We start from the raw sequence: 24,042 nt of genomic DNA, 5'->3' as shown, positions 1-24,042 counted from the left end.
CTCGGCGCCGCGGCGATCAAGAACGGCGCCTGAACGTCGATTAGAACGTGTCCTGCTGCCGAGTTTCGATGATCGTGGCACTCGGACTGGGGGATGGCTTGCGCTCGCTCGATTGCAGACCGGCGAACGTCATGATCCGCTCATGCTGCCGTGCTCCAGGTAGACGGTCTTTCGGTTTGCTTTCGCCGCGAATGCTGCGTGAATCCGACGAGCAAGGCGAGGGATCAGGACGGCGTCGAGCTGATTCTCTTCGTGGAAGGCGTACTCACCGATCTCCACGCCGTCCGGGGTGATCCGGGCGCGGTCCGCGTCGGTGATAAGGCCGCCGTCGAAGACGAAGAGGAGCTTGTCGCCCTCGCTCGGGTGGGGTTCCTAATCGGCGACGTGGAGGCGGCCGATGGGGGTGGTGAGGCCCAGCTCCTTGAGCTCGCGGGCGGCACCTTCGCTCGGGGTCTCCCCGGGGTGGAGGTAGCCGCCGGGGATCTCCCAGCCGGGTTTGTAGGCGGTGTGGGAGCCGAGTTCCTCGGCTCCCTGCCATACCTTTCGACCCTCGGCCCAACGGTAGATCGGCAGGATCACGGTGCTCAGGCGCGGACTCATGTCCGGGAGCTTATGGCCGCCAGCACCTGTCCAGCTGTCCTTCGCGCTGCGTGGCGGGCTTGATGCCGGTAGACCTCCTACGCGTTGGTGGTCGGCCCTGTTTCGTTGAGGGCGTGGAGGTGGGTTTCGAAGTCGTGGGTGAGGCTGGTCAGGACGGCTTTGCCCTTGGCTGATGTGGCGTGGGAGGGGAAGCCGATGACGCCGGTGTCGGTGTAGGCGCGCATGCCGTGGGTGAGGAGGAAGGGGCGCTCGGGGGCGGCGTGGTCGGCGGTTTCGTAGCCGGGGCGGACGAGGTCGGGTTCGGCGTGCAGGAGGATCGAGGTCTCTATCTCGCCGGCGTGCATGTCGTCGTGGGAGTTGGTGGCAAGGCCCGCGTGTTCGCGGGCGCGGGTCCATTCGGCCGCGGTGGGGAAGAGGGTCATACGGGGTTCGGTGAGGTTGGCTTCCTGGACGACGTTGGAGAGCACGTAGTTGCCGCCGTGGCCGTTGACCACGACGAGTTTGCGGATGCCGGATGCTTCGAGGGATTGGGCGATGTCGGTGATCACGGCGTGGAGGGTGCGGGCGCTGATGCTGACGGTGCCGGGCCAGGTGCCGTGTTCGTGGCTGCACGCGATGGTGACCGGTGGGAGCGGCAGGACGGGGTACGCGGCGGCGATCTCCCGGACGAGGATGCAGGCGATGGCGGTGTCCGTGACGAGCGGCAGGTGGGAGCCGTGCTGTTCGTACGAGCCGACGGGGAGGACGGCGACCTGCGGTGCCTGCTGCTGGACGTCGGTGGTGGTCAGGGTGGGGAGCAGGTTCACGGTTCTCCTCGCGTACGACTCAGCTGCTGCCCGCATCGCGTTCGGTTGGCGTCAGTCCCGGGTGGCGCCCTCGGGCCAGATGACGGAGTAGGGCACGCCGGTGCGTTTCGCGTAGGCGACGACGTCGGCGGTGCCCCCGTAGCCGCGGGCGGGCTGGCCGTCCCAGACGGCCAGGAGCAGGTCGACGACGCCGACGAGGATTTCGCTGCCGGCCTGGTGGGCTTCGGAGGTGGACTCCTTGAGCCCGGTGACGTGGACTTCGCAGGCTCGCCGGAGAAGCGCGTCGTAGGTGGCGTGATGGGACTCGGGGAGGTTCTCGCGGTATTCCTCGGCCGGGATGACGACTTCGATCTGCCCGCCGTGGTCGAGTACCGCTTCCGCGAACCATGCGTCGGGGCCGTCGGCGATGCAGCTGACCCCGATCAGGTCGGTCGGCGGGTACTGCTCGATCACCGTGGTGAGTGCGGCCCGGACGAGCCGCGCCGCATGGTCCGGCAGCCCGCGGTGGCCGGTGATGCCCAATCGCACGTTGACCTGCCCTTACGTTCGTCGCTGATCAGAGGTAGACGCCGTGGAGTCGTTCGTCGAAATCCCTGACGACCTTCGGCGGGGTGGACGACGTGTGGGAGCGGCGTACAGCTCGCGCCCTCTCCACGATCCGACCGGAACGGTAGCGCACGCCTGTCTCCAACGCCCGGGTTGCGAGGGCGAATGCGCCATCGACCCGCCCGGATGCCAAACGTGCTTGTGCGAGGTCGAGTTGAAGGAGCGCGCGCTGCTTCGCGTGACCGGAGGAGAGCGCTTCCCCTGCTTCGTCCTGGGCGGCTTGCACCCACTGTGGGAGACCGAGGCGGGCCCCGCAGGAGATGCGGGCTGCTGCGACCTTGGCACCGTTGAACGTGAAGAGCCACGGCCAGGGTGCGGGGTCCTCGTGGGCGACGAGTTCGGCGGCGCGGGCCGCCTGCGTCAGAGCGCGGTCGCTCGACCGCGCGTCGCCGGCCACCGCGTGGGCGAGGGCTTCGGCCGACAGTAGCCAGGCATCGGCGATGGCCAAGGGGCGGTCACCGGGCAGTTGTCGACGGGCCTGGTGGAGGAGGTTGAGGCTTTGCACGACGTTGCCGGTGTTCGCCTCGAACTGCGCGAGGCTGCCCATCTGGTAGGCGGTCAGAAGGCGGTCGTCCGAGGACCGGGCTGCTTTGACGGCGTTGCCGTACCAGGTACGGGCCGAGCCGTAGTCGCCCATGTCCCATGCCAGCCAACCGGCCAGGCTTGCGGCCTCGCTCCCGACGGCGGCCAAGCGCAGTTTGACCGCCCGGTCCTCCGCTTCGCCGGCGATCGTCTGAGCGAGCCGCAAGTGGGCGAGGACCGCCTCTTGCAACTGGCGGGAAGGCGTCGAACCGTCGAGCCGCCGAAATGCGGTGGTAGCCAGGCGCAGAGGAGCGGTCTGGGCGTCTCCGGCCTGGGCGGGCTGAGCCGCGAGGGCCGGGGAGAGCACCGGCGCGACCGCCACGGCCGCCGCGCCCTTCACGAAACTGCGTCGTTCCACGTCTGTTCCCACCTGGGCGGCAGCGACCGCCGATTGGTCGGCGAGGCCGACCATCCGCATAGGGATCTTGAGGTGGGTGGCCGCCCTTGCCAAGAGGCTCATGTCGTAGGTGGCGACGCCGCGGCCCTCCAGTCTGGAGACGGCCGACTGGCTCAGACCGCATGCGTCGCCCAACTGTGCTTGGGAGAGCCGGGCATCGATCCTGGCGAGCTTCACCACCTGCCCGTAGTTGCCGCTGTTGGAGGCTTCCCGAACTGCCGCAGCTGTCCAGTTCACCGGCGCTCCCGCATCTGTTGGTACCTCGCCATTCGCTCTGATCCTCCACTTCTATGCAGCGCATGCATAGCGGTATGCGCCTGCCGGATGACTCCTGGTACTGCAACGGTGACCCGCGGTTAAGTCAAGTCACCTTACGGAAGGGCGGCCACAAGGCAGCCCGCTACCCAACGAGGCCCGGTGATGACCGTGAGAACCGTCGCACGCCCCCGAGGACACCCTGGCTACTCCGCACAGTTGCCTTCTGTTGTCGGCAGTGCCGGTACCGCTCGGCGGCTGGTACGTATCGCCCTGTGCGCGTGGGGACTTGAGCCACTCGCGGACGACGCCGAGATCGTCGTCACCGAACTGGTCTCCAACGCTGTGGAGCACGCGGGTGGTCAGCCGGTACGCGTCACGGTCGTTCGCCCGGGCCCCGGAACGGTGCGGATCGGCGTCGTGGACCGCTCGCGCGTCCTTCCCGTACCTCGGGTTTCGGTGCCGGACGACGAGCACGGCCGTGGCCTGGCTGTCGTGGACGTCCTGGCGCAGTGCTGGGGCGTCACCCAACTGCCCTCCGGCAAAAGCGTGTGGGCCGTCCTCGGCGGCGGCGACTGAACGATCCACGCCCCGGACACGGTGCTCGCGAGCTGCCGGAACGGAATCGTCACGCGCTCGTGCCGACGTTGATGGGAGGTCTTGCACGTGACCTTCTCTGTGGCCGACAGCTCTCGATGACGCCCCTTGCCGCTCGCGCTGATCTGGCCCTCTCCGCACGGACTCACGGCGGACTCGCTGCTGGTCGGAGCAGGAGCAGGCCACTTGTTCAGCGCATATCGACGATCCCCTGAGAGGGGAGGAATTGATGAACGTGTTTACCCGCGCCCAGCGGTTCATCTGCGGTTGCCGGACCGTGGTGCCGGTCCACCTCGTCACCGTGGCCCTGGGCATGGCCAACGCCATCGAACCGGCGTGGGACGGGCTGGTGTACGTGGCGGAGGACGCGGCGACGCTGCTGGTCTGCACGCTCCAGGCCCATCGTGGGCCGGTGCATCACGGCGTGGTGCTGAACCTGCGGGGTCCGGACGCCGGTGCCGTCTGGGCGGCCTGGCGCGACGGCATCGAGCCTTGCCTCGCCCTCCTGCTTCCCGACTGCCCCGTCACCACCGCCGACGGTGACGAGGCGTGCAGCGAGTTCGTCGGGCACCCCGGCGTCCACAGCTGGGAGTTGGCCGACCCGGCCCTGCCGCCCGCCCTCCTCGCGGCATTCGCTCCGCTCCTCGCGCAGCAGGACCGGCCGCTCGACGGACGCGTGCTCGACGCCGCCACCCGATTCCACCGCCCCACCACGAACAGGAACCCCGCACGATGAAGCCCGCAGTCCCTTCGCCCGCCGCCTTACCCGCCACCGAGCCCGACGACGCTGCCCGCCCGGCCCGGCGGTGGGCGATCACTACGACCACCGGCGAGAAGGTCACCGGATACCTGCCTCCTTGGGCCACCGAGGACCCCAGCGAGGCGGACGTGCAGCCGGAGAAGTTGGCCGCGCGGCTGGCCGACGTCTGTCACTACACCGAGTTCCCGGGGCAGGTCCTGCAGGCGTACTCGCCCGGCAACGTGACGGACGAGCCCGAGGAGTTGGAGGTCATGTCCTCCAGCATCACCTGCACGCCCTACGCCCCGGCTCCCGAACTGGCTGTCCCGGTCGTCACGGTGCGGGTCGCCGGTGAGTACTGGATGACCGACCTCGACCCGGCGGGAGTGGCGGGCCTGGTCGTGGGCCTGCGCGCGGTGGCCGATCGGCTTGACGGTGTCGTCATTCCCCAGCTCAACACCGTCCGCGCCGAATGGACCGCCCACCACAGTGCGGGAGCGCGCCCGTGAGCACCGACGCCACGCCCGTCGTGGACTCCGTGACGACCAGCGCTGATCGGCTCGCTGCCTTCCGGGTCGCGATCGCCTCCGGGCAGGTGAGCGCTCGCGCCTTGTATGCCCACCATCTCGCGTTCCTGCGTGCGAAGGCCGGTCTGTCCTTGGTCGAGTTGGCCGACCGGTGTCACTACGAGCAGTCCTATCTCCACCGCCTGGAGACTGGTGGGCGGCTGGGCAACATGCTCGTCGCCGAGACCTTGGACCGCTTCTACGGCACCGGGGACCTGCTCGCCGGGCTGTGGCTGCTGGCCAAGCGCGAAGCCAAACGCGCGGCCGGGGGACTCACCGCCCTGGAGGCGGCCGCGACCAGCATCCGCGCATACGCCCTGACCACCGTCCCTGCTCTGCTCCAGACGCCCGCGTACGCCGAAGAGCACCTCGCCACCACCCACCCGCAGTCACCGGAGGTGCTGGCCGCCCAGGTCAACGTGCTCCGCGAACGGCAGGCCCGCCTCACCGGGACCGTGCCTCATCCGGTCCGCTACCGGGCCGTCCTCGACGAACTGGTCCTCCACCGCGGCGCCCGCAACAAGGCGACCTGGGACGGCCAACTCGACCACCTCATCGCCACGGCCCACGAGCCCGCGATCACCCTCCAACTCCTCCCCCTGCATGCCGGCCCCTACGACCTGCGCGGCTCGCTTCAGCTGCTGTCCTTCCGCGTCGGCACCACCCTCGCGTACGTGCACGGCACCCTCACCGACCACATCACCGACGACCCCGACGACATCGAGGAGCTCAGCCAGCAGTACGACCAGGTGCGCGACCTCGCCCTCACCCCCGCCCAGACCATCGAACACCTCCACACCCTCCGCAACACCACCCGCTGACCAACCAACGCCACCGCGCCCAGGAGCCGCCGCCCATGAGCCCCACGACCCTGCTCACCAACCCCACCACGACACGGCCCCCCGAACCGGACTCGACCATGACGCCGCCACCGGCGGAACACGCGCCGTGCACCTGGACGGTCACCACGGTTGAGGGCATCACCCTGACCGGCACGCAGCCCGACTGGTCCATGGACAACCCCAGCGACACCGGCATGACGCTCGCCCAGGCCATCGACTACCTGCGCGGCTACGCCCACTACACGATGCTGCCCGTCGACCCGGTCCTCCCGCCCGCCACCCTCGACACCGACATCAACGGCACCCGCGTCCGCGAGTCGACCAGCATGATGTTCGCCGCCCAGATCGCCTGCCACCCCTACGCCCAGCAGCCGCACGAACGAGTGCCCACCGCCTCGCTGACGATCGTCGACGCGTGGGACTTCGAGGGCCTGACCCCCGCCGACCTGGCGCGTTTCGCCACCCAGATCCGCACCCAGGCCGACTACTTCGAGAGCACCGTTCTCCCCGACCTGATCACCGCCCGCGAGGACTGGGCCGCCCGTCATCCCGCGGCCCCCGCGAGCAGCCCGAGCAAGGCCGAGCCGCCGTGATCCGCCACTGGAAGACCGCCATCGTCGCCGGTTGGACCGGCATCGCGCTCATCGCGCTCATCGCGCTCATCGCGCTCATCGCGCTCATCGCGCTCATCGCGCTCATCGCGCTCCTGGCCCTCGCCTGCGGCCTCGTCCTCGGCCTGGCCATCGCCAGCCAGCCCACGCCGTGATCCTGTTCCGCACGGCAGACCGGCTGCGCGTGGGTCCGCGATCGATCACCGGGGGAGCAGGAATGCCGTCACGTGCTCGGGCTCGGCCCAGAAGGCTGTGCCAAGAACCGGAGGCCGTCACGTGGGCCCGCGAGAAGGCAGGGCTGACCAAGCGGGCCCTGGCCGGGCGGGTGGGGATCTCCGAGCAGCTCATGGGAGACATCGAGTCGGGCTGGCGCAACGCCACACCCACCAACCTGGTCAAGATCGCTGCGGCATTGAACTGCCCCCTGGTGGTCCTGGAACGCAAGCGCGGGCTCAACGACGCCGGTTCTGGTGGTTGACGTCGCTCGTGCCGGTGGAGGTTGGTGTCGTGCTGGGTGTGGGCGGGGTTCGGTGGGCGGTGAGGGTGGTGCGGGCCATCGCGGCTCGGGCCCGCGGGCTCGGCGCTGGACGTTGGGCCAAGCGCTGGAGACGCCAGATCAGGACGTGGGCGGGTGAGCGCGCGTCGGTGAGGGCGCGTTCGTCGGCGGCCAGTTGGAGGAGCCGAGTGGGGTCGTGGCCGGCGGTTTCGGCGTCGGTGAGGGTGGTGGCCAGGCCGGGTCGGCCAGGATCTGGTCGGCGTGGGTGGGGATGGCTTGGCGTATGCGGTGGGCGTGGCGGTCGGCGATCGGCTGCGCGGGGGTGCGGTGGGTGAGGGTGGTCAGGGGTGTCGCGGCGGCGTGGTCGTAGGCGGCTTGCAGATGTGCGGGGGCCTGGTGGGCGGCGGTGACTTGCTGGTTGTGGTGGCGGGTGGAGTGCCAGCGCTGGATGGCGATGACGGCGAGGATCGCGGCGTCGAGGAACATCGCGAGGCCGGTGCTGTCGCTGGTGGTGGGCTGCCGGGCGATGGCGCGGATGGCTGTTCGTAGGGCGCGGGCGTGCTGGTGGTCGGCTTGGATGCGGGAGCGGCTGGCGCGTTCGAAGGCGAGGGCGGCTTGCCGGAGTTGGGGCCGCAGGTTCACCGGTGCGGTGAGGGGGAGGGCGTCGAGGGCTTCGGCGAAGGCGGCGATGTGGGCTTGGGACGCTGCGTCGTCGGTTCCGTCCAGGTGGTGGGGGATGCGTTCGATGGCGGCGGTGGCCTGGTGCCACGGGTCGGTGCGGCGGATGCCAGGGCCAACAAGTGCTGGGGGTTCGGTCGTGGTGAGGCGGTCGCGTATCTGGGGGTAGGACAGGTCGGGGGCGAGGGTGGAGCCGGAGAACCAGACGGGTTCGCCCGCGGCGTTGGTGTCGCCGTCGAGGGCGGCTTTGTAGCCGCGAACGTCCCCGGACGGGTAGCGGAGCACCTCGATGCGGACGCCGCTGTCGGCCAGGAGGTGGAGGTATTCCTCGGGGCTGGTGGACACGGCGACGACGGTCCGCGCGATCGTGCGGAGTTGCTCGCGTGGGGTGCGGGGCCGGCCGGCGCGGTGGGCCTTCTCCGTTTCGGCGCGGGTGGGGCGTTTGGCGGCGGTGCGGTCGCCGCGGATGACGGTGCGGAGGTGGTAGTCGTGTTCGACGGCTTCGAGTTCTCTGTCGGCGCGGAGGTAGTCGTTCCAGTGGCGGGCGGTGCGGAGGTCGCCGCGGAGGGTGGTGGCGGCGATGTGGATGTGGTCGGGGGCGTGGCGGACGGCGACCCAGCGGCAGCCGTCGGGGTCTCCGTTGGGGGCGATGCCGGTGGCGTGGACGATGCGGCGGGCGATGGCGGCCCACTGGTCGTCGGTGAGGTTCGGGTCTTCGGGGGCGGCGCGGATCGAGCACTGCCAGACGGGCCGGTCGGGGATGTTGCGGTCGTCGTTGTGGCGGGCTTGGTTGAGGCGGAGTTCGAGGGATTGGGTGAGTTGGCGCATGGCGGCTTGGGGGTTGGTGTCGCGGCCGGGGTCGGGGGCGAAGCCGTCCCAGGAGGCGACGAGGTGGGGGTCGGTGTGGTCCTGGGAGCGGACGGTGTCGTAGAGGTAGCCGAGTAGGCGGCGGATGGTCTTGCCTCGGGTGATCTTCGCGATCATTCAGGCGGCTTTCCGGCGGGTCGTCTGGTGGGCGGCCGTTTCGATGGCGGAGACGGCGGCGCGGGCGGTGTCGAGGGTGCGTTGGGTCTGGGCGAGGAGGGGGAGGTCGCTGGGGTGTGGGGTGCCGCCGGAGTTGAGGCGGTGGGCGATCTGGTTGACGTTGCCGCCGATTTTGGCGACCTGGGTGCGCAGGGCGACCAGTTCGTCGATGAGGTCGTCGGTGGCCGTGCGGTGGCCGGGGAGGAGTTGGGCTCCTTCGACGAACGCCATGACGACGGCGCCGACGAGGTGGGCGCCGGCGATTCCCATCGTTTTCGCCTTGGTCTTGATGGCGTGGTGTTCGGCTGCGCTGTAGCGGACGTCGACGCGGTACGTGCGCTGGGTGTGTTCGCGGCGGCGACGGCGGGCGACGCGGTGGACGGCGGCTTCGGCGGAGGCGCGCGTCAGGCTCGGCGGTTCGGTGGGCGTCTCGACGGCGGACGCGCCTGCGGCTCCTCCCTCCGGTGCCCCCTGGCGCCGGAGCTCCTCCTCCGCCACCCCCGGGGCGGAGGAGCCTGCGCGGGACCGGCCGTTGGACGGTCCAGCGCCATACCTTGCTCCGCCGGACGGCGGCCTGTCGCCGTGGTCGACGGACGTCGACGCAGCTGTGGGTACGGGCTGTGCGGAGGAGGCTGGGCTGTGGCTGCTGGCAGGGGTCGGCATGGCGGACTCCGTGGCTGTGGGCGGCTCCGGGGCGTTGGCACGGTCGGCGGCGGGAGTGCTCTGCGGGCTGGTTGCGCCGGGCCTACGGGCACCCCCCGCCGCCTCGTCGGCTCAGCCCTCGTCGGACGGAGACTGGTCCTGGGCGAGCTGGGCGAGAGCCTGGGCGATGCGGTCGTTGCCGGCGGACAACCCCGCGGCCTGGATCGCTTCGCGGGCGGCGGCCCGGCTCACCTGGCCGGAATCCGGGTGGGCGCTGGCGATGACGGCGGCCAGCTCGTCGATGGAAGCGTCGGCTCGGCGGCCGGGGCGGCCGGTGCTGGTCCGCGCACCTGAACGGCCCGGCCCCGTACGGCTCGTGGGCGCTTTCCGGCCGGAGGTTTCGGCGGCCGGGGCCGCCGGAGGTACGGCTGGGCGAGACGTGGTCCGTTCGGCGGCCGGAAGCCCGTCCGGCATGGGCGGCGCCACGCTCGGCGTTCCGGCTGTCGCCGATTCCGGCCGCTGCGTGCGGCCGTGGCGGGTGACCAGGATGTGGAGGTGGGTGGCGCCGCCGAGTGCCATCGGGGCGATCGTCGAGAGGACGGCGACGGTGTGGTTGCCCAGGACCAGGACGTGGGTGCCGGGGGAGTTGAGCCGTACCGAGTGCAGGGAGTTGGCCCACAGGCTGGCGGCGGTGGCGGCGCCGAAGAGGGTCCAGGCGTACAGGCGGGCGCTTCGCGGAGCGTCGCGGAGAAGCAGGATCGCGCGGACGCCGTACGCGATGAAGCCGTCGATCACGACGGGGAAGAGGTAGCTCAGGTCTGGGCGGACGTGGGTGGCCAGGGCGATTTGGCGCAGCGAGTCGAAGGACAGCACGCATCCGCAGGCGCCGAGCAGGAGGATCACGAGGCGGTCGAAGGGGAGCGAACGGTGGCGGGGCTGGTCTGGTATCGGCGCGGGGCGCTCGGGCTGGGACGGGGTGGACGTGGGCATGCGGAGCTCCAGGCGTGGCGGTGGGCGGCGCGGCGCGCGCGTCAGCGCGGGCAGGCGGCATCACCCGGTGGGTCGGGGGAGGGGCGCGCGTCAGGACGGGGACGGGCGCGGAGCGGCGTCAGCCGCGAAAGACGAGGTCAGGCTCTCGCGCCGGCCAGCGGGCGCGGGTGGCGGTCGCTGAGGGCGGCGCGGACCAAGGCGCGGCCTCGGACGGCGGTACGGGCACGCTCGTCGACGGCGTCGGGCGGTGCGGCGTCCGCGCCTGCGCAGGTGCGGCAGACGCCCTCGTACGGCGTCGGGCGCGCACACGCCGTGCACTCGTACCGGCGGGGCCGCGACGATACGGCGGCCGGTTCGACGGCCGGGGGCAGCTTGCGGGTCAGGCGGTCGCGCAGGAGGGCTGACGCGCTGTGGATCCGTTCGGGCAGGCCGCCCAGCAGGGCGAAGCCGAGATCGCGCGGACCCAGGCCACGCTCCAGCCAGGGTGCCACGAGAGGTGCGAGCGTCATCGCCTCTGCCGCGCCGAGGCGCAGGCGGGGCTCCGCCGAGGTCACCGTGTGGAGCACTGCTGCCGCCTCGGCGAGTGCCGGGCTCAGGGGTGCGGGCGTGGTCTCCCGCCGCCCGCCCTGGGCCATCCGCCGGGCGGGGAGGGTGGGTTCTTTCCCACGGTCCTTTACGGGGTGGGCGCCACGCGCGCCGTCGGCCGGTCGACCGGAGCCCGGGAGTACGGCACCCGGCACCACCTGGGCGGTCGCGTACGCGGTGTGCGGGGTGTCGTACACGTGACTTTCGCTGACGAAAGTGCCGTCCGGGCGCCGAACCCGCTCGACCCGGTAGTACCCGGCGGCGGTCAGCTCCCGCAGGGCCTTCGCCACGGCGAGGCGGCCTTGCGGACTGGTGTCGGCCATGTGGCGGCCGTCCTCGCGCCAGCCGTCGGGGCGGGAGAGGAGGTCGGCCAGCAGGCCGCGGGCGGTGTAGGACAGCCGCCGGTCCTGCAACACCGCGTTGGGCAGGACCGTGAAGCCGCGCGCATGGCGGCTACGATGAATCTGCATCGGGAGTTCTGGCTCCTTGTGCCGGACCCCGGAGCGTTGGCGCGCTGCCGGGGTCACCCTATTAAGTTCGTCGGTGACAGAACGTACCACGCGGTTCGCCCAAGATCGACTGCTCTTGGGCGACTTGCGATCAGGCGGAACGGTCCTCCCGAGGACGGGGAAGTCGGCGCGGGCGTGGTGCGTACGCACGGCGTCCTCCCTCTGTCAGCGGTCCGAGCTGAGCCCGGCGGTGGGAGCGGACGGTACACCCTTTTCCCGGATGAGCCTCGGCTGCGCTCACTCATCCTCCAGTCGCTGGAGGATCTGCTCGAAGTCGCCTTCGTCGAGTACGCCGCTGATCGCCTCGGTCATGTTGGCGATGTCGGCCTCGCGGACGATCAGCCCGTCCGGGCACCAGAAGTAGCGGCCGCCTGTCTCCTCGCCGGTCTGAGCCCACCTCTCCATGAGACGCTGCACCTCGGCGACGGTGAACACGGTGGCGCTCCAGCGTGAGCCGTCCGTCAGGCGGACCTCGGTGTCGACGTTGCACACCGCGTCCAGATCCTCGCCCGCACTCGGCAGGAAGGACGCCACGAAGCGATCCGTGCGGACCCGGTACCAGGGCTCGTCCCACCAGCCCTCGGCTGCCTCGGAAGGCGCATCGTCGGTCATCGCGCGAGTATGCCGAGCCGGGGTCCTGGCGCTCAACCGACTTCTCGTCATGGTCCGCCAGGATGCGTCCGCGATTCCGTGCTAACGTCCCGGCGCAGTCGCCCGACCAGGGCGAAGTCGTACATGAATACGCTTCCGCAGGGCCGCGACGACGAGGTACAACAGCACCTCCGCCACCTGACCTCCGCGACCGACCAGCCGAGAGAGGAGGGCTCATGCATTCGCCAGTCGCGCGCCGCTGGGCCCTCAACCGGTCTCGTAGAGCGATGCACTGACACTTCGTCAGCCTGAGTAATCACCCGGTCCGACCGCGCCGCGCCCACGCGTCCGGTCGCCGGGGCCCACGGCACGCATCCGCACGCCCTCACGAGGACCCCACCATGCCTCCTCCCGATCCCGTCAACCTGCCCGTCCTCTACCGGCCCGCCCAGATCGCCGACGTCCTCGGCTGCTCGGAGTGGTGGGTCAAGGAGCAGGCCCGGCGGCGCCGGATTCCGTTCACCCGGCTCGGCGGCAGCTACCGCTTCACCGCCGACCACCTCGCGGAGATCATCCGCATCTTCGAGGAACGGCCGCTCTCCCCGCCCGACGCCGGCGCCTTGCCCTCCGCCCGGTCGGCGCACCGGCCGGCCCGCGCCGCGCCTGTCGACGCCGAGCCACGGCTCAACGCCCGCCCGCCGCGCCGACGGCGGGCGCCCGCAGGACCTACGACCACCACCCCAGAAGGAGCCAGACATGGGATACGGCGAGAAGCGCGGCGACTACTGGCGGGCCCGCTACAAGATCGCGCCCGGCAAGTACCGCACCCTCGCCGACGCCAACGGTGAGTTGCTGCGCTTCCGCACCAAGCGGGCTGCCGAGCAGGCCGCCAACGAGGAGGAGGCGAAGGTACGTGGTGGGCGGTGGCATGACCCGGCGGCGGCGCGGATCACCTTCGGGGAGTACGCCAACCGCTGGTACGCGGCCCAGGACCTGGCCCTCTCCACCATGCAGAACTACCGGCGGCACATCGAGGAGCACCTGCTCCCGTACTTCAACGACCTGGAGGTCGGCGAGATCAACCGGCACCACGTCGAGCAGTGGGAACGCCAGGAGCGAGGGCGAGGATACGCGCCTGCCACCCTCAAGACCTGGCGCAGCACCCTGCACCTGATCCTCGGCGACGCCGTGGACGACGGGCTGCGCGAGACGAACCCCGCCGCCAGGCGCAGGGGACGCGGCAAGCGCGCCGGGCGTTCGCGCAACCGCGGGCCGGAGAAGGTGATCACGGACGCGCTCGGCATCCTGCTCATCGCCGAGCGCGCCGCGCTGCTGACCGGGCGGGACGACGAGTTCGTCGCTGTCGTCACCAAGGGCTACACCGGTGTCCGGTGGGGCGAACTCATGGGCCTGGAGACGCAGTTCATCAGGCCCGGCTCACTCCGTGTCGAGTGGCAGCTCTACGAGCTGGACGGCGGCGAGTTCCACCGGTGCCCGCCCAAGGACGACTCCTACCGGACCATCGACACCCCGGACTTCCTGACGGGGCTGCTCTCGCGGCACGTCGCCGCCAAGCGGCCGGAGCCCTGCCGTTGCCACGGACTGCGCTACGCCTTCAACGGCTACAGCGCCGCCAACGGAGCCGCCCGCCGCCCCGGCGCGAAGCTCGTGGACGTCGCCCGCAAGGCCGGGGTCTCGGCCGGGACCGTCTCCAACGTCCTCAACCGGCCCGACAGCGTTTCGGAGGATAGGCGGGCGCGGGTGGAGGCTGCCATCGCCGAGCTCGGTTACGTCCGCAACGCCAGTTCAGGGGAACTCGCGGCCCACTGGCGGCGCAGCGGCTTCGCCTCCTGGCTCTTCTATCCGGCGACCACCGGCTCGTACCCGACCCGGGCCCCCTACGACGCCCACCCCGTCCCCCTGCTCGCCGAACCCTGGCCCGGCATCCCGGCCCGGGGACGTGGCGCCGCCCAGCGCGCCCAGGCCTGCTGGGTGCCGATCGCCCCGGGCCTGACGCCCCACGGCCTCCGGCACACCCACCGGACGATCATGGAAGAGGCCGGCACCCCGCCCAAGCTCATGGACGAACGTCTCGGGCACGAGGACGGTTCCGTCCAGGCCCGCTACTCCCACGTCACCCCGCGCATGCGCGACCGCCTCATGGACGCGCTCACCGAGCAGTGGGAGGAGGCACTCGACATGCGCCGCGCAATGAATCCCGGCTCCCCGGTCGGGGCGCTCGACGCGCTCCTGAGATCGGGGGAAAGACCAGGCCAGAAGGTGGAAGAAGAGAGCCCCCGACCAAGATCTTCTCCCAATTTTCTCCCAAGACCCCCTCGGAACGCCGTGAGGGGCGGTCTTCCTGATCGGAAGACCGCCCCTCACCTGCGTGTTCACCAGTCGGGGTGGCGGGATTTGAACCCACGGCCTCTTCGTCCCGAATTAGGACGGCGGCGAAATCAGGGCTGATCCACGGGGCCCTGACCTGCGCTTTAGGCCCTCAAAGGGCCAGGTCAGAGGGGTGTCGGTGGGGCTGTTGCCCAACGAGGCGACTTCTCACGCACTCCTGACACACCTTCCGATCTCTTCTCGCTTCTTCAAGATCACACCCAGCTCACACCCAGAATCGGGAGAAGTACCCGACAAGTACGTCCAGGTCAGGGCCCGTGCAACGGTACCCCCCACACCCGGGGTGTGGGCGACGAATCCGGGTGTCACACCCAGAATCAGCCAGCTCCGCCGGACGGCCGCAGAGGCCGGTCCACGAGGTGCTGGAGCCGCGCCTCGAACTCTTTCCGGGCATCCGGCGTGACGGACTCCAGCGCAATGAGCGTCGTGACCGCGACGTCCACCAGCTCCTTCACCACGTCATCCATCGTGTGCGACTTCCCCTTGCGCGGGTTCGTGCCGTTCACCCCGTGCAGAGCCTCGGCCACCTCCCCGAACTCCTCGCCGATCTTCAGGACGCGGAACAGAATCCGCTCCCGCGGCGAGAGGTCGCCGGTCTTCTCGTCCAGGCCCTCACGGATGCTCGCGATCTGGTCCCACATCTGGTTGTGCAGCTCGCCGTTCATGTCTCTCCCATCGGTCGTGCGGACGTCAGAACAGGGCCGGGACGGGTTCCTCGACCCGCACCGGATCGGTCACCGCCAGCGGCGCCGACGCGGCGACGGCAAGGCCCACGGCCAGCGCCGAGTGGTCGGTCAGCCGGCCGGACATCGTGCGCGGCTCGTGGACGTACGAGCAGCCGCGCAGGCCGCCCGCGAGCGAGCCGGACACGAAAGCGTGGTCGTACCGGTAGCCGTCGCCGGTCTTGCCGACCCACGAGTATTCGAGCGCCGCCGGGTGCAGGGCGCGGAACGCGTCCACGTACCCCGCGCCGCCGAACGCCTCGTAGAACTCGTACTCGAACGGCGCGAAGAACCGGTAGCGCGGCGTGTGCTCGGGCTCCAGGACGTTGAAGTCCCCCACCACGACCCGGGCCCCAGCCGGCCCGCCGCGCAGCGCCGCCGCGCACTCCGCCAGCCACCGCCGCTTCCGCTCCTTCTTCGCCGGCGACGCGTCCCGCGACGGCACGTACAGGCCGACCACGTCGAGCGGACCCTCGTCGGTGTCGACCGTGACGGAGACCGCCCGGTGCGGCAGGTAGCCGACGGGGAACGCCGCGGGGCGCGTGGCGAGACGGCTGACGATCATCACGCCCCGCTCGCCCCGCTCACCGGGCCGAGGGAACGCGACCGCGTACCCGGCCGCGGTGAACCGCTCCTCGAGGAACGCGCACCCGGCGCTGTCCGCCGTCTCCGTGAGGACGAGAACCGCCTCCGGCCGCGCCGCGAGATAGGCGAGCTGCCGCTCGGCCCGCTCCCGGCTGGGGTTGTTGAGGTTGAACGTCAGCACGTCGCACGTGCCCGGCCTGCTCATGAACTGCCCTTCATCCACGGTCCCCTGGCAGCCGCCACGACCGCGGCGGCGACCTCGTCCGGGCCGTCCGTGCTCGCGTCGAGCTGGAGTACCCGGACGCCGGCGGCCATCAGGAACCTAGCGGCGCGGGCGGCGGCCGAAGGAGTCCGGCCGCCGCAACGAGGGGGAGCGTCACGCCCGGTGGTGGGCGGCGATCAGTTCTTCGAGCCGGCGGATGCACGGCAGGCAGTAGTACAGGGGCGCCTCTCCGGCCTCCGCGCTGTGCACGGGCCCCACCCACAGCACGAGCACGTCGGTCGCCTCGCAGCGCCAGCACCAGCCGGTGATCCAGTCCCTGTTCATGCAGAGCTACCCGTGCGCGATCCCGAAGAGCAGAGCGCCCAGCAGGGAGGCGAGCGCCACCATGTACAGCACCTGACGGGCCCGCTCACTCACCGGGCGACTCCTTGTCGGGGGCCAGGTCGGCCCACACCTGCTTGCCCCACGGCTTCGGGTCGACGCCCCACCGGCCACGGCTCAGCCCGTCGATGATCGCCAACCCGCGCCCGCCCTCCTCGTCGGCGTCGGCCGCCCGCAGCTTCGGCCGGGTCCGCGACAGGTCCACCACGGCGACTCGCACCTCCTCGTCGCCGAGGCGGGTCACGGTGACGCGGACCGAGTCGCGGCGCGCGTGCTGGACCGCGTTCGTCAGCAGTTCGCTGACGACGATTTCGGCGATGTCCTGAACGCCGGACAGCCCCCACACACTCAGGGCGAGGTCGACCAGGCGGCGGGCGTGAGCAACGGACTCGGGGATTCTCGGCAGCGTCTCGGTGTAGGCGGGCATCGGGCCCGCTGCGGTCTCGACCATGACGAGGGAACCAATCCGTGGGGGCCGGGCAGAACTTCGGCCGGCCGCCCCCGAAGGAGTCGACACCAAGGGGGCGGCCGAGCGTACGGCGGTCTCAGGCATCCTGACGCGCCCTCTTGGCGGCGAGGGCGTCACGGCCGAGACCGGCGAGCGCGGCGACGCGCTCGGGCGAGCAGAGCAGTCCCGGCCCGTTGAGGGGGGTCACCCACCAAGGTCCGCCGTTGGCGGGCTCGGTGCGGTTTGGCGCCGGGACGAGGAGCAGCGCGCACTGGGGGAGCGTGACGACGCCCGGCAGCGGCACCCGGAGCCGGGCGACGCGGGCCGGGACGAGCGCGGTGTACGAGCCGCGCCCCTGGAACTCGTCGGGCCGGAAGAACAGCGGTCCGTCTTCCAGCACTTCGGTGAGCGGACCGGCGCACGCCTGCGGGGAGTCGAGACCCACGGCCGCGTGGAGGACTTCCGCCGGGATCGACAGCGCCGAGAACAGCACGCCCGGCTTCAACCACGCCGCGCCGTGCTCCTCCCACTCGGCCTGAGCCTGAGCCCGTAAGGGAGCCGCCGCGAGGAGCCAGTGCCCCGCGGCGAGCGTCCGCTCCGCCTGCGTGGTCACCACACCGGCCGTCACCGTGGTCCTGGCCGTGGAGGATTCGAACCCGGCCGGGACAGCGTCAACCGGCTCGTCGTTCGCGTGTGTGCTCGTCATCGCTCAGCACTCCCAGACGGGTCTTGCTCGATGGGCAACGGCAGCGCGTTGGCTCTCACCTATGAGCCAACTCCCTGCAAACCGAGCGCGCCGGACGTTCGGTCGGACTTTTCGCCGGACTTTTCATTACGACCGGACTTTCATCGGGCCGTGCAAGCGCTACCGTCGGTGTGAACCAGATCACGGGAGGTGGCGGGGTGGACGTCCTGACGCCGTTCGAGCAGGTATGCATCGAGCACGGGTGGCTGCGGCCGGCGGAGTTTCTGCGCGCCTTCCAGGCGACCGCCGATGTCCTCGGCGAGCCCGTGACGGTGACGGACCGACAGTTCCGCCGCTGGAAGCAGCCGTCACCTCCGGCCCCGCGCCTTCGCGCCTGGCGGGTGCTGCACGCGATGTTCGGGGTAAGTCCTCACCTGCTCGGCTTCCCTGGGCCGCCGCCAGGTGCCACCGTGGGGGTCGCAACGTTTCCCGCACAGAGAGGCACGCCAAACGTGGACCGCCGTGCGTTCCTTGCCGACAGCGTCGGCGTCACTGCCGCCGCAGCCATGCCCGCCCACACCCGCCCGCTGACACCGGTCAGCTCGACCGGGGCCATCGGAACGGTGCACCTCCTGGAGCTCCGCGAGGGCCTGCACTCCCTCTTCAAGCTCGACAACGCCTATGGCGGCGACGACGTACGGAGTCTGGCGGAGCGTCACCTCCGGCGGGTACGGAGAATCCGCAACACCCGGTCCTACCCGGACACCATCGGCCGTCAGCTCCACCTCCTGGCCGGCGAGGCCGCCGAGCACTGCGGATGGCTCGCCTACGACGCCGACGACCAGGACGAGGCCCGTCGCTACTGGGGCGAGGCCCTGACGACCGCCACCGTCCTAAAGGACGCGAACCTCCAGGTCCTCGTCTTCTCCTCCATGAGCTTGCAGGCGTGCCACGAAGGCCGGCCACGGGAAGGGCTCGAACTCGCCCACGCCGCCCAGGAGCGCGCGACCCGGCTCAACTCGCCCACCCTCCGCTCGATCATCGCCGCCCGCGAGGCCCGCGCCCTGTCCCTCCTGAACGACGGCCGCGGCGCCTCCCGGCGACTCACCGAGGCGATGCACCTCGTCGACCGCAGCGGCACCGGCCGCCCCGCCCCGACTTGGGCGGCGTTCCACGGACAGGCTGAACTCGACTACTCCCAGGGGATGCTGTACACCGAGCTGGGCCACCACGGCGCAGCCGTCCAGTTCCTCCGCGCGGCCCTCGCCCACCAGGACCGCACCTATGGCCGCAACCGCGCCCTGTACCGGCTTACCCTCGCGAACAGCCTGATCCGGTCCGGCGAGGTCGACGAGGGCGCCGCCCACGCCGTGGAGAGTCTGGAGCACCTGGAAGAGGTCGAGTCCGGCCGCGTCACGAGGAAGCTCCACGAGGTCACCGACCTGCTGCGGCAGCGCGACGCCCGCCCGGCCCGCCAGGCCGTTGACGAGCTGACGGAGTACGTCGAGACGAAGGGGGCGGCGTGAAGCCGGCCGAGCTGACCTACGAGACTTTCGAGGCCGAAGAGGCTGCGGGGCAGCTCGACACCTTCCTCGCCGCGTACGAGGAGGTCTACGAGGAGCCGCCCTACCGCGAGGGCCCCAGCGACGTCGCCGAGTTCATCCAGCACTACCAGGTCCACGCGAAGCGCGCCGGGATGCGCCTGATCATCGCGCGGGACGGCGACGAGGTCGTGGGTTTCACCTACGGCTACCTCCTCCCGGCGGACAGCTCGTGGTGGGCCAACATCCAGGACGCCGACCTGTCCGAGGACTTCACCCGGGAGACCGGCACCCGGACCTGGGTCATCCTCGAACTCGCCGTGCGGAAGGCGTGGCGACGCCTCGGCATCGCGAAGACCCTCCACGCCCTGCTCCTCCACGGCCTGGACGTCGAGCGCGTCACCCTCACCGTCCGGCCCGAGCCGGAGGCGAAGGCCGCGCAGTCGGCGTACGCGGCCTGGGGCTACCGCGAGGTCGGGCTGTCGCACCCGTGGGAGGAAGCGCCGTTCTACACGGCGATGGTCCTCAACCTGGACGAGCCGGCGACCTGACCGGAACGCACCGAAGGCGCCCCGCTCACCGAGCGCGGCGCCTTCGTCGTGTCCGCCCGCGCCCCTCCCCGCCGAGCAGGGGCGCCCGCCCCGGAGTCGTGAGGCGGGCGCCCCGGTCACTGGGGCGCGGGAGGCGCGGGCGGCGATCCGGGGGGATCGCACGCGTCCGGGTCCGGACACAGCCGCACCAGGCGCTCGTTGGCCTGGTCGACGGCGTCCCGGAGCGAGCCGCCCGAGTTCGGGTACAGCTCGTGCTCCACCCTCGTCAGCCGCTCGTCGATCGTGGCGACGCGCTCCATCACGCCCGGCCGGGGCGGCACCCCGGGCCGGCCGGGCTCGCCCGCCCAGTCGTCCATGAACTCATCGACCCGGCGCGCGAGACGTATGACCGCGCTCACCGCCCGCCACAGCAGGGCGGCCACCCCGGCGAGGACGGTGATCACGCCGCCCCACATCAGGACCGCGTCCAGTGCGGGGTTTCCCGTCGCCTCCACGGTCACCCCCCTGAGCCGCGCGGCGTGTGCCTGGCCTTCCAGCCCGACACGGCGGTGATCGCCGTCGGCACGAGCGCCAGCACGAACGGCGCGAGACCGTCCGGCAGCCACCCCACCAGCCGCGCATCGTCCTGCACGGCCGCGAGCGCGCCGAGGAGCCCGGCGGATCCCACGTACGCCGCAGCGGTCGCCGCCTTCACCTTCTGCTCGATCGGTCCGTTCGTCATCTCTCTGTCCTTCCGGTTCAGGCCACGACGTCGAAGGCGTGCTTCGCCGCCAGGCGGGTCAGGGAGTCACGGCCGGGGATGCCGTCGGCCGGCTGGCCGGGGTTCCGGCCGCGGTAGCCAAGGCGCTCCTGCCACAGGCTCGTGGCCGTGATCGTGGTCGAGCCGAAGTGCCCGTCGCGGTACGTCTTCGACAGCAGCCCCTCGTCGACGAGGGCCGTCTCGTACGTCAGGACGCCGGCGTACGTGACCGGCTGGCCCTTCATCGCCGGGTTCGACTTCGCGGCGGCGATGAGCTGCGACAGGGACACCTTCGGGCGGACCGGCGTCGGGAGCTGCCCCGGCTTGCTCTGCCCCAGGCGCCCGGCGACCCGGTCCCTCATGCCGGCCATCGTGAAGCCCTTCGGGTCCACCTTCCCGGGCTGCCACTCCAGGTGGCCGAGGACCGACAGCGCGCCCCAGCGGTGCGCCCGGCAGATCGCCGCGCTCACCCGCTCGATCGCTTCCAACTGCACGTCGGGCCAAGGGTCGGAGCCGTCGCCCAGGTTCTCGCACTCGAAGCCGTAGAAGGCCCGGTTGCCGTCGACGGTCGCCTCGTCATCCTTCGGCAGGGCCCGCTCGGCGATCACCGCGTTCAACACGTCGGGATCGCCCAACCCGGCGTGATTCGCCCTCCCGTACCCGACCAAGTGCACCGCCCCGGACTTCGCGATCATGCCGTGGCAGAGCGGGCCCGGGAGCCCGCTGTACCCGTCGTGGACGATGCCGACGGTCGACGCGGTGCCCTTGGTGACGGTGTGGTGGATCATCACGCCGTGGACGCCGCCCCAGGCGCCCATCTGGTTCCGGTTGTGCGTGCTCCAGCCCGCGACCTCGACGACGGTCAGTCCCTCGTCCTTGAGGGCCCGGAGGAAGACGGCGGCGCTCAGTGGGTTCGACATCAGACACGCTCCGGCCAGTGCCAGGTGCCGCCGAGCTGGGCGCCGGTGTCGTCGTGGACCGACCCGCCCGCGCTGAGCGGGTGGAAGAACAGGCCGGTCGGGTTGACGACGCACAGCCCGACCCGGCCCGGGTCGTCCGGGTCGACTTCGGTGACGGTCGCCGAGCGGCAGGTCGGCGGGAACGCCTGGCTGCCGTCGCTCCGCAGCGGCGTGCCGTGGCTGACGTAGTGGACGGCCCGGCCGACGGTCGGCTTCTGGGACATGCGCACCTCCAGGGGTGACGGAGATGTCCGGACACTGTCCGGACAGGCTTGGGGCACGTGTCCGGACACGAGCCCGGACACAAGGGGGACAGGCCGGTGACCTGCGCGGACACCGTCCGGACACGGCTGGGACGGCGGTGTCCGGACGGCGGGCGGGGCGGTCACGCGATGCTCGGGCCGACGAGGAACGCGGACCACCAGCCGGTCACCGAAGGCCGCTCCTTGTGGCTGCTGTTGGCCTGCACGCGGAACGACAGGTTCGGATTCGCCGCACCCGCGAAGTCGTCCATCGTGGTGCAGTGCATGCCGGTGATCGTCGACGTCCGCGTGTACGTGTGCGCGTTCATGAACCCGCGCCCGGCCGCGCTGATCGCCGCGTAGAACAGGGCGCCGGTGGTGGCCGTGAAACCGGCGCTCGTGTTGCACCGGAACTGCGCCTGGAAGAACCACGTCCCGGAGTCGGGCAGCGCGACGCGGGTGTGCCCATCGGCCGTGTAGATCGAGAACCCGCCGGACTGGGCGACGATCGTCGGGACCATCCAGTTGTCGGTGATGTCCGTCGTGATCGTCTTCGCGTTCATGTTGCCGTAGGCGTACTTCGGCCCCGGCACGTACAGGCCGCCGTCCGACCCGAGCGTGATGGCGTTGTTCGGGTCCGCGCTGATCCGCGCGCCGATCGTGTAGCCGCTCGCCTGGTCGCCGGTGATGTCGACGGCCTGGCCCTCGACGAGGCCGGCCGAGGCGCCCGCGGTCGGCACGAACACGCCGCCGTCCGTGCCGATCTGCACGAGGTTGCCCTCGTCGTCGGACGGCTGGACCGCCAGCACCCCGCCCGAGCACGACAGCCCGTCCCCGGAGTGGTCGCAGACGCACGCCATGATCCCGTCGCACCCGGTCTCGCCGCCGTACGACAGCCCCACGACGAACGGGGCCCCGGAGGACCCGTTCCCCGACACCGTGATCGGGGCGCTCCCCTGCACCGAGCAGGAGCAGCCTCCCTGGCATCCACACCGCGCCATACCTATCCCTGCCTCTTCTGCTTCTTGGTCCGGCCGCCGTCGTGCGCGCCGGGCTCGGCGCAGGGGCACGGACAGCGGCAGGTGCACACACACGGCGGCTCGACCGGCCGTAGCTGCTCGTCCGGCGGCGCGGACAGGTCGACGTCGTACTGCTGGCCGTCGATGAACGCGACGCCCGTCGGGCCGACCAGCGCCCCGTTCGCGGCCTGCGCGGCGCGGCCCAACGCCCGCTGCGAGGCGACCATCGCCCGGATCGGCCGCTGCGCCGCTCGCTGTCCTGGAAGTGGTGTCATGGCGGATCTCCTGTGAAGGGGTCGCCGATCGGGACCAGGGAGACACCGACCTGCTCGCCGGTGCTGCCCCACTCCACGTCGACGTCGGACAGGCGGTAGGGCTGGCTCAGGTCGTTGCACATGTCCGTCGCGACGACGTCCATCCGGACCCCGGGCACGAGCTGCCGCATCGACACCGGCGCGCTCGCGGCGAGGCTCGACCCCTCAGGGATGGACAGCGAAGTCGGCACCGGGTTCCGGCCGTTGTACGAGGCCCGCGCGATCTGCCACAGGTCGTACGCGGTCAGGCCCTCCGCCTGCGTACGGATCAGGGTGTCCAGCCGGCCGTAGTACGGGCTGATGACCCCGGAGACGCCGAACTGCGTGCCCGCGATCTCCTGGTCGTTCTGGTTCGTGACCCACACGAGCGTCGCCGCGTTCGCCCCGTCCCGCGTGATCTGCACGTCGCCGGCGAAGTGCTCCAGCGTGAGGCGGGCCTGCGCCGGGTCGTCGGTGGTCTGCGGGCGGCCGAGGATCAGCGACCGCCCCACCGTCGTGTACTCCAGGCCGCGCGTCACCAGCTCGTCGTCAAGGATCTGGAGGATCGGCACGATCCACACCGAGACGTTGTCGCTGCCGTCCTTCTCGAAGAACGTGTCCACCGTGTCGTCGTCGCGGACGATGTAGTCGAGCATCACCGGCCAGTCCGGGCCCGAAGAGAAGCCGGTCGTCTCCAGGTTGAGCCGGATGATCGTCTCGGCGATCTCCTGCACCGGCCCGCCGTGCATCGGGTCGGCCGGGTTCGTGGACAGGTAGCGCAGCAGCGTCGTGTTCACGCACCGCGCCAGCCACTCGGTGACGTCCTTCGCCTCGACGGTGAACGTCGTGCGGTTCTCCACGGTCCGGGTGACCGGCCCCTGCCACACCAGCTCGCTGTCCCGGTACAGCGACAGCTCGTGCACGTACGGCTCGATCTGCCCGAGGAGGCCGCAGCACTCCCGGCCGGCCGCGCCCTTGGCGATCGTGATCGTGCCCTCGGACGTGTCGTTGACCGTGCGGTTCCACTTCACCGAGGTCAGCGCGCTCACCTGCGGCGACGTGAACGGCCGCGAGCCGCCCCGCCAGTGGATGATCGCCCGGTACTCCTGGGCGCAGCCCAGCTCAGCCAT

The 24,042-nt window shown here is 71.1% G+C and carries 31 protein-coding genes and 3 pseudogenes; 11 read left to right on the top strand and 23 right to left on the bottom strand.

Annotation, left to right across the window (positions count from 1 at the left end; genetic code table 11):
• Positions 1-129: 129 nt before the first annotated feature.
• The 6 genes and pseudogenes from RVR_RS16340 to RVR_RS16320 all read right to left on the bottom strand — a co-directional run bounded on the left by RVR_RS16340 (position 130) and on the right by RVR_RS16320 (position 3,228).
• Entirely contained in the window at positions 130-279 is a 150-nt protein-coding gene (locus RVR_RS16340) for a hypothetical protein (protein ID WP_202234560.1), read from the bottom strand.
• A 93-nt stretch (positions 280-372) separates the two neighbouring features.
• A pseudogene (locus tag RVR_RS37615) lies at positions 373-492 on the bottom strand (NUDIX domain-containing protein); the annotation flags it as partial.
• A gap of 6 nt (positions 493-498) precedes the next feature.
• Positions 499-591, bottom strand: a pseudogene (locus RVR_RS37610) (LLM class flavin-dependent oxidoreductase); the annotation flags it as partial.
• 86 nt (positions 592-677) lie between these two features.
• Positions 678-1,442, bottom strand: coding sequence for a creatininase family protein (locus tag RVR_RS16330; protein ID WP_202234558.1), 765 nt, complete (start codon positions 1,440-1,442; stop codon positions 678-680).
• A gap of 15 nt (positions 1,443-1,457) precedes the next feature.
• Complete coding sequence (locus RVR_RS16325) at positions 1,458-1,934, bottom strand: hypothetical protein (RefSeq protein WP_202234557.1); 477 nt, start codon at positions 1,932-1,934, stop codon at positions 1,458-1,460.
• A gap of 28 nt (positions 1,935-1,962) precedes the next feature.
• On the bottom strand, positions 1,963-3,228 hold the full coding sequence (locus RVR_RS16320; protein ID WP_202234556.1) for a helix-turn-helix domain-containing protein: 1,266 nt from the start codon (positions 3,226-3,228) through the stop codon (positions 1,963-1,965).
• A 237-nt stretch (positions 3,229-3,465) separates the two neighbouring features.
• Here RVR_RS16320 and RVR_RS16315 point away from each other — a divergent pair, with 237 nt between their 5' ends.
• The 7 genes from RVR_RS16315 to RVR_RS16285 all read left to right on the top strand — a co-directional run bounded on the left by RVR_RS16315 (position 3,466) and on the right by RVR_RS16285 (position 7,079).
• On the top strand, positions 3,466-3,825 hold the full coding sequence (locus tag RVR_RS16315) for an ATP-binding protein (RefSeq protein ID WP_237404782.1): 360 nt from the start codon (positions 3,466-3,468) through the stop codon (positions 3,823-3,825).
• A gap of 247 nt (positions 3,826-4,072) precedes the next feature.
• Entirely contained in the window at positions 4,073-4,579 is a 507-nt protein-coding gene (locus tag RVR_RS16310; protein ID WP_202234554.1) for a hypothetical protein, read from the top strand.
• Complete coding sequence (locus RVR_RS16305) at positions 4,576-5,091, top strand: DUF6907 domain-containing protein (protein ID WP_202234553.1); 516 nt, start codon at positions 4,576-4,578, stop codon at positions 5,089-5,091. Before RVR_RS16310 ends, RVR_RS16305 begins: the two co-directional genes overlap by 4 nt.
• Entirely contained in the window at positions 5,088-5,969 is an 882-nt protein-coding gene (locus tag RVR_RS16300) for a helix-turn-helix domain-containing protein (RefSeq protein ID WP_202234552.1), read from the top strand. Before RVR_RS16305 ends, RVR_RS16300 begins: the two co-directional genes overlap by 4 nt.
• Positions 5,970-6,004: 35 nt before the next feature.
• The gene (locus RVR_RS16295) at positions 6,005-6,583 is read left to right on the top strand and encodes a DUF6907 domain-containing protein (RefSeq protein WP_202234551.1); all 579 of its coding nucleotides are present in this window, start codon (positions 6,005-6,007) and stop codon (positions 6,581-6,583) included.
• Positions 6,580-6,756 carry a hypothetical protein gene (locus tag RVR_RS16290; protein WP_202234550.1) on the top strand — a complete coding sequence of 59 codons (177 nt, stop codon included), beginning with the start codon at positions 6,580-6,582 and terminating at the stop codon, positions 6,754-6,756. The genes RVR_RS16295 and RVR_RS16290 overlap by 4 nt, the downstream gene beginning before the upstream one ends.
• A gap of 62 nt (positions 6,757-6,818) precedes the next feature.
• Positions 6,819-7,079, top strand: a complete 261-nt coding sequence (locus RVR_RS16285) for a helix-turn-helix domain-containing protein (RefSeq protein WP_237404781.1) — start codon at positions 6,819-6,821, stop codon at positions 7,077-7,079.
• Here RVR_RS16285 and RVR_RS16280 read toward each other — a convergent pair.
• From RVR_RS16280 to RVR_RS16260, 5 genes and pseudogenes are all read right to left on the bottom strand, one after another.
• Positions 7,054-8,759 (bottom strand): annotated as a pseudogene (locus tag RVR_RS16280) (relaxase/mobilization nuclease domain-containing protein). The gene RVR_RS16285 and the pseudogene RVR_RS16280 sit on opposite strands and share 26 nt — an antisense overlap.
• Positions 8,760-9,296: a plasmid mobilization relaxosome protein MobC gene (gene mobC, locus RVR_RS16275; RefSeq protein WP_237404780.1), complete on the bottom strand. Its 537-nt coding sequence runs from the start codon at positions 9,294-9,296 to the stop codon at positions 8,760-8,762.
• Between the two features lie 276 nt (positions 9,297-9,572).
• Entirely contained in the window at positions 9,573-10,430 is an 858-nt protein-coding gene (locus RVR_RS16270; protein ID WP_202234548.1) for a DUF2637 domain-containing protein, read from the bottom strand.
• Between the two features lie 137 nt (positions 10,431-10,567).
• Positions 10,568-11,485: a hypothetical protein gene (locus RVR_RS16265; protein ID WP_202234547.1), complete on the bottom strand. Its 918-nt coding sequence runs from the start codon at positions 11,483-11,485 to the stop codon at positions 10,568-10,570.
• 276 nt (positions 11,486-11,761) lie between these two features.
• A complete protein-coding gene (locus RVR_RS16260; protein WP_202234546.1) occupies positions 11,762-12,136 on the bottom strand; it encodes a hypothetical protein in 375 nt (124 codons plus the stop codon).
• Between the two features lie 380 nt (positions 12,137-12,516).
• Between RVR_RS16260 and RVR_RS39150 the strand changes: the two genes are divergently transcribed.
• On the top strand, positions 12,517-12,963 hold the full coding sequence (locus RVR_RS39150; RefSeq protein WP_430393138.1) for a helix-turn-helix domain-containing protein: 447 nt from the start codon (positions 12,517-12,519) through the stop codon (positions 12,961-12,963).
• The gene (locus RVR_RS16250; protein WP_202234545.1) at positions 12,872-14,584 is read left to right on the top strand and encodes a LacI family DNA-binding transcriptional regulator; all 1,713 of its coding nucleotides are present in this window, start codon (positions 12,872-12,874) and stop codon (positions 14,582-14,584) included. Before RVR_RS39150 ends, RVR_RS16250 begins: the two co-directional genes overlap by 92 nt.
• Positions 14,585-14,841: 257 nt before the next feature.
• Here RVR_RS16250 and RVR_RS16245 read toward each other — a convergent pair whose 3' ends face one another.
• From RVR_RS16245 to RVR_RS16225, 5 genes are all read right to left on the bottom strand, one after another.
• Positions 14,842-15,189 carry a MazG-like family protein gene (locus tag RVR_RS16245; RefSeq protein WP_237404779.1) on the bottom strand — a complete coding sequence of 116 codons (348 nt, stop codon included), beginning with the start codon at positions 15,187-15,189 and terminating at the stop codon, positions 14,842-14,844.
• A 25-nt stretch (positions 15,190-15,214) separates the two neighbouring features.
• The gene (locus RVR_RS16240; RefSeq protein ID WP_202234544.1) at positions 15,215-16,036 is read right to left on the bottom strand and encodes an endonuclease/exonuclease/phosphatase family protein; all 822 of its coding nucleotides are present in this window, start codon (positions 16,034-16,036) and stop codon (positions 15,215-15,217) included.
• 171 nt (positions 16,037-16,207) lie between these two features.
• The gene (locus RVR_RS16235; RefSeq protein WP_202234543.1) at positions 16,208-16,378 is read right to left on the bottom strand and encodes a hypothetical protein; all 171 of its coding nucleotides are present in this window, start codon (positions 16,376-16,378) and stop codon (positions 16,208-16,210) included.
• Between the two features lie 85 nt (positions 16,379-16,463).
• A complete protein-coding gene (locus RVR_RS16230; protein ID WP_202234542.1) occupies positions 16,464-16,886 on the bottom strand; it encodes an ATP-binding protein in 423 nt (140 codons plus the stop codon).
• 94 nt (positions 16,887-16,980) lie between these two features.
• Complete coding sequence (locus RVR_RS16225; RefSeq protein WP_202234541.1) at positions 16,981-17,589, bottom strand: hypothetical protein; 609 nt, start codon at positions 17,587-17,589, stop codon at positions 16,981-16,983.
• Positions 17,590-17,759: 170 nt separating this feature from the next.
• Here RVR_RS16225 and RVR_RS16220 point away from each other — a divergent pair, with 170 nt between their 5' ends.
• Both RVR_RS16220 and RVR_RS16215 read left to right on the top strand, forming a co-directional pair.
• Complete coding sequence (locus tag RVR_RS16220; RefSeq protein WP_488165668.1) at positions 17,760-19,094, top strand: NsdA family TPR-like regulatory protein; 1,335 nt, start codon at positions 17,760-17,762, stop codon at positions 19,092-19,094.
• Positions 19,091-19,660 carry a GNAT family N-acetyltransferase gene (locus RVR_RS16215; RefSeq protein ID WP_237404777.1) on the top strand — a complete coding sequence of 190 codons (570 nt, stop codon included), beginning with the start codon at positions 19,091-19,093 and terminating at the stop codon, positions 19,658-19,660. The genes RVR_RS16220 and RVR_RS16215 overlap by 4 nt, the downstream gene beginning before the upstream one ends.
• Positions 19,661-19,776: 116 nt before the next feature.
• On the opposite strand, the gene RVR_RS16210 is transcribed toward RVR_RS16215, so the two are convergent.
• The 7 genes from RVR_RS16210 to RVR_RS16180 all read right to left on the bottom strand — a co-directional run bounded on the left by RVR_RS16210 (position 19,777) and on the right by RVR_RS16180 (position 24,042).
• A complete protein-coding gene (locus RVR_RS16210) occupies positions 19,777-20,154 on the bottom strand; it encodes a hypothetical protein (RefSeq protein WP_237404776.1) in 378 nt (125 codons plus the stop codon).
• A 2-nt stretch (positions 20,155-20,156) separates the two neighbouring features.
• Positions 20,157-20,381: a holin gene (locus RVR_RS16205; protein WP_202234540.1), complete on the bottom strand. Its 225-nt coding sequence runs from the start codon at positions 20,379-20,381 to the stop codon at positions 20,157-20,159.
• A 17-nt stretch (positions 20,382-20,398) separates the two neighbouring features.
• Complete coding sequence (locus tag RVR_RS16200) at positions 20,399-21,319, bottom strand: N-acetylmuramoyl-L-alanine amidase (protein WP_202234539.1); 921 nt, start codon at positions 21,317-21,319, stop codon at positions 20,399-20,401.
• Positions 21,319-21,582, bottom strand: a complete 264-nt coding sequence (locus RVR_RS16195; RefSeq protein ID WP_202234538.1) for a hypothetical protein — start codon at positions 21,580-21,582, stop codon at positions 21,319-21,321. Before RVR_RS16195 ends, RVR_RS16200 begins: the two co-directional genes overlap by 1 nt.
• Positions 21,583-21,743: 161 nt before the next feature.
• Complete coding sequence (locus RVR_RS16190; protein WP_237404775.1) at positions 21,744-22,538, bottom strand: hypothetical protein; 795 nt, start codon at positions 22,536-22,538, stop codon at positions 21,744-21,746.
• Positions 22,539-22,603: 65 nt separating this feature from the next.
• Complete coding sequence (locus tag RVR_RS16185) at positions 22,604-22,894, bottom strand: Maf family protein (RefSeq protein WP_202234536.1); 291 nt, start codon at positions 22,892-22,894, stop codon at positions 22,604-22,606.
• Complete coding sequence (locus RVR_RS16180; RefSeq protein ID WP_202234535.1) at positions 22,891-24,042, bottom strand: hypothetical protein; 1,152 nt, start codon at positions 24,040-24,042, stop codon at positions 22,891-22,893. The genes RVR_RS16185 and RVR_RS16180 overlap by 4 nt, the downstream gene beginning before the upstream one ends.

Origin of the sequence: Streptomyces sp. SN-593 (genome assembly GCF_016756395.1) — a bacterium.
Classification (GTDB): domain Bacteria; phylum Actinomycetota; class Actinomycetes; order Streptomycetales; family Streptomycetaceae; genus Actinacidiphila; species Actinacidiphila reveromycinica.
Note: the sequence above shows the minus strand (reverse complement) of the source record. Positions and strands in the feature narration are given on the sequence as shown.

Bases quoted from the DNA above. Each gene is read 5' to 3' on its own strand.
- RVR_RS16265 (WP_202234547.1), bottom strand. From the start codon at position 11,485: ATGCAGATTCATCGTAGCCGCCATGCGCGCGGCTTCACGGTCCTGCCC.
- RVR_RS16240 (WP_202234544.1), bottom strand. From the start codon at position 16,036: ATGAGCAGGCCGGGCACGTGCGACGTGCTGACGTTCAACCTCAACAAC.
- RVR_RS16260 (WP_202234546.1), bottom strand. From the start codon at position 12,136: ATGACCGACGATGCGCCTTCCGAGGCAGCCGAGGGCTGGTGGGACGAG.
- RVR_RS16295 (WP_202234551.1), top strand. From the start codon at position 6,005: ATGAGCCCCACGACCCTGCTCACCAACCCCACCACGACACGGCCCCCC.
- RVR_RS16205 (WP_202234540.1), bottom strand. From the start codon at position 20,381: ATGACGAACGGACCGATCGAGCAGAAGGTGAAGGCGGCGACCGCTGCG.
- RVR_RS16230 (WP_202234542.1), bottom strand. From the start codon at position 16,886: ATGGTCGAGACCGCAGCGGGCCCGATGCCCGCCTACACCGAGACGCTG.
- RVR_RS16250 (WP_202234545.1), top strand. From the start codon at position 12,872: ATGGGATACGGCGAGAAGCGCGGCGACTACTGGCGGGCCCGCTACAAG.
- RVR_RS16285 (WP_237404781.1), top strand. From the start codon at position 6,819: ATGCCGTCACGTGCTCGGGCTCGGCCCAGAAGGCTGTGCCAAGAACCG.
- RVR_RS16305 (WP_202234553.1), top strand. From the start codon at position 4,576: ATGAAGCCCGCAGTCCCTTCGCCCGCCGCCTTACCCGCCACCGAGCCC.
- RVR_RS16270 (WP_202234548.1), bottom strand. From the start codon at position 10,430: ATGCCCACGTCCACCCCGTCCCAGCCCGAGCGCCCCGCGCCGATACCA.
- RVR_RS16180 (WP_202234535.1), bottom strand. From the start codon at position 24,042: ATGGCTGAGCTGGGCTGCGCCCAGGAGTACCGGGCGATCATCCACTGG.
- RVR_RS16245 (WP_237404779.1), bottom strand. From the start codon at position 15,189: ATGAACGGCGAGCTGCACAACCAGATGTGGGACCAGATCGCGAGCATC.
- RVR_RS16310 (WP_202234554.1), top strand. From the start codon at position 4,073: ATGAACGTGTTTACCCGCGCCCAGCGGTTCATCTGCGGTTGCCGGACC.
- RVR_RS39150 (WP_430393138.1), top strand. From the start codon at position 12,517: ATGCCTCCTCCCGATCCCGTCAACCTGCCCGTCCTCTACCGGCCCGCC.
- RVR_RS16195 (WP_202234538.1), bottom strand. From the start codon at position 21,582: ATGTCCCAGAAGCCGACCGTCGGCCGGGCCGTCCACTACGTCAGCCAC.
- RVR_RS16235 (WP_202234543.1), bottom strand. From the start codon at position 16,378: ATGAACAGGGACTGGATCACCGGCTGGTGCTGGCGCTGCGAGGCGACC.
- RVR_RS16185 (WP_202234536.1), bottom strand. From the start codon at position 22,894: ATGACACCACTTCCAGGACAGCGAGCGGCGCAGCGGCCGATCCGGGCG.
- RVR_RS16200 (WP_202234539.1), bottom strand. From the start codon at position 21,319: ATGTCGAACCCACTGAGCGCCGCCGTCTTCCTCCGGGCCCTCAAGGAC.
- RVR_RS16330 (WP_202234558.1), bottom strand. From the start codon at position 1,442: ATGCGGGCAGCAGCTGAGTCGTACGCGAGGAGAACCGTGAACCTGCTC.
- RVR_RS16225 (WP_202234541.1), bottom strand. From the start codon at position 17,589: ATGACGAGCACACACGCGAACGACGAGCCGGTTGACGCTGTCCCGGCC.